The organism is Luteibacter sp. P4_E6 (assembly GCF_056401535.1).
In genome coordinates this window covers 1-1,939 of sequence record NZ_JBFUJE010000663.1, presented here as the reverse complement: position 1 = coordinate 1,939, position 1,939 = coordinate 1, and the positions used below count along the sequence as shown (strand labels likewise).

Sequence of the window (1,939 nt, the reverse complement as noted above, 5' to 3'; positions counted from 1 at the left end):
TGCTGTTGCTGGCCTTGATTCCCTATGGCCTGTTCGCCGTCGTGGCGAAAGCGGCATCGTCGTTCGCGGACGACAAGATCGATACGGCGCTCCTTCCCGCCACGGCCGACATGTACTCGCATGGTGCGCTTGCCGTCGCCTTGCTGTTCTTCGTAATCGCACAGGCGGTGGTCGAATCGGCGCGTGCCCAGTTCGTTGCCGATATCGGGCTGCGTTCGGCGTTCCGGGCGCTCGGTCGCGGATTCATGCAGTTCGTTCGGCGTCCGTTCGCCAGCTTGCTGGTCTACCTCGTGATCACTCTCGTCGGCATGGCGCTGGCTGTATTGATCGCGGCGTGGCGGGGCCACACGGTGGCGGTGGGAGGCGGCCTCTTCGTCGCGTTCCTGATCGTGCAGGCGGGCGTGATCGTGATTGCGTGGATGCGCACGGCGCGCTTGCTCGCCCTGGCGGGCATCGCTGCGGTCAATCCGGCACACCGCCGCCGTCGCACGGATTTCGCGCCGGCCCTTTGATGGCGGGCGTTGCCGCCGTGCGTGCGATCAGCTCGCGCGGCGGACTTCGCGATGGGGCGGGTAGTAAGCGAACAGATGCGTCGCGCCGCCGAGGAAATCGATGTTGTCGATGTGCTCGCCGCCAAGACGCTCGGCCACATGGTCGGAGGCTTCGTTGCCGATGCGCACGAGACTGATCACGCGCTGCGCGTGCATCTCGTTCCATGCAAACGCGAGGATGGCTTCACCGGCTTCCGTGGCGTAGCCGTGATGACGGTGTTCCGGCTTGAGCATCCAGCCCAGCTCGAGGTCGGGCCAGCCTTCCGGCTTCATCAGGCCGGCGCGGCCGATGAACTCGCCGCTGTGTCTCAGTTCGATGGCCCACATGCCGCAGCCGCGGAGTGCCCAGTGCCCAAGCAGCATGGCCATGGATCGCCACGCGTTCATGCGGTCCAGGGGCTGGCCGTCACCGATCCAGCGCGTGCTTTCGGCGTCCGCGAGCATTTTCGCGTAGTCGTCGAAGTGGCGTTCGGTGAGGGCGGTAAGCCGCAGGCGCGGCGTTTCCAGAACAGGGATATCGGACATTGCCATCGAAGTGACCAAGGAATCAGCCGAGCAGGGCGGCTAGGGCGCGCGTACTCAGCGCGAGACTGTCCTGCCAGGACAAGCCGGTTATTTTCTCACCAGTTGCCGCGTCATTAAAGCTCTCGTTCTCATTTGGCGGAAGGAGATGCCGATAATCAACTGTTATTTCAGTGCCTTGCGGAAGGTTCTTCGCGGCAAAAATAAATCCCAGATGCCAGATTCCGGTCGGTTCGAAGCTGTGGTTGACGAAACATTCGTCTGGCCACTCGGGCGAAACGGTGTAGCGGTCCTCAAACCAGCGGGYCGCGGCGTGCTGGTTGGCGGCCAGGGCCGGCGTGGCGAGGATCTCCGCCCAGGAGTGCGTACGGTCGATGGCATCGGGCGCGGTGACGATGCGTCCGGCGTCGACGGGTTCGTCGACGAACAAGCCCTTGCCAGCCCCGGGAATGCCCGAAGCGGCGATACGGTAACGCGGCAGGATCATCGGATCATCTGGCCCCTGTTCCCACCGGCAGGGCGAGAAAGCGCCGCCGGCACGGGGCGCGAGTGTAGCGCGTTCGGCCGGCGACGGAAGGGGGTGGGCCGGGTCGTCAGTCGTCCGTGCTGGCGGTGTTGGCCTTCGCCGGGCGGGCGGGACGGGTCTTTTTCGTCGGCTTGGCGGCGTCGACGAGGATGGATTCCCGGTTGCGGTCGACCAGTGATTGGCCGATGCCCTTGACCGACGTGAGCTGGTCGGCGCTGTCGAAATCGCCGTTGGCCTCCCGCCAGGCAATGATGGCCTGGGCCTTGGCGAGCCCCACGCCATCGAGGGACTGGGCGAGCGCGTTGGCATCGGCCGTATTGATGTTGACCGGCGTGCCGGC

General features: G+C 65.3%; 3 protein-coding genes and 1 pseudogene. 1 reads left to right on the top strand and 3 read right to left on the bottom strand.

The window, feature by feature from the left end; translation table 11 throughout:
• A pseudogene (locus AC1DT2_RS22125) lies at positions 1-512 on the top strand (hypothetical protein); the annotation flags it as partial.
• 27 nt (positions 513-539) lie between these two features.
• Here the strand turns inward: AC1DT2_RS22125 and AC1DT2_RS22120 are convergent.
• The 3 genes from AC1DT2_RS22120 to AC1DT2_RS22110 form a co-directional block, all read right to left on the bottom strand.
• Positions 540-1,076, bottom strand: coding sequence for a GNAT family N-acetyltransferase (locus AC1DT2_RS22120; protein WP_063573437.1), 537 nt, complete (start codon positions 1,074-1,076; stop codon positions 540-542).
• 22 nt (positions 1,077-1,098) lie between these two features.
• Positions 1,099-1,560: an SET domain-containing protein-lysine N-methyltransferase gene (locus tag AC1DT2_RS22115; RefSeq protein ID WP_477298761.1), complete on the bottom strand. Its 462-nt coding sequence runs from the start codon at positions 1,558-1,560 to the stop codon at positions 1,099-1,101.
• 106 nt (positions 1,561-1,666) lie between these two features.
• Positions 1,667-1,939, bottom strand: a 273-nt coding sequence (locus AC1DT2_RS22110; RefSeq protein ID WP_477298759.1) for a ComEA family DNA-binding protein, incomplete at its 5' end; no start/stop codon positions are given.

Coding starts and splice junctions, on each gene's coding strand:
- AC1DT2_RS22120 (WP_063573437.1), bottom strand. CDS start 1,076: ATGTCCGATATCCCTGTTCTGGAAACGCCGCGCCTGCGGCTTACCGCC.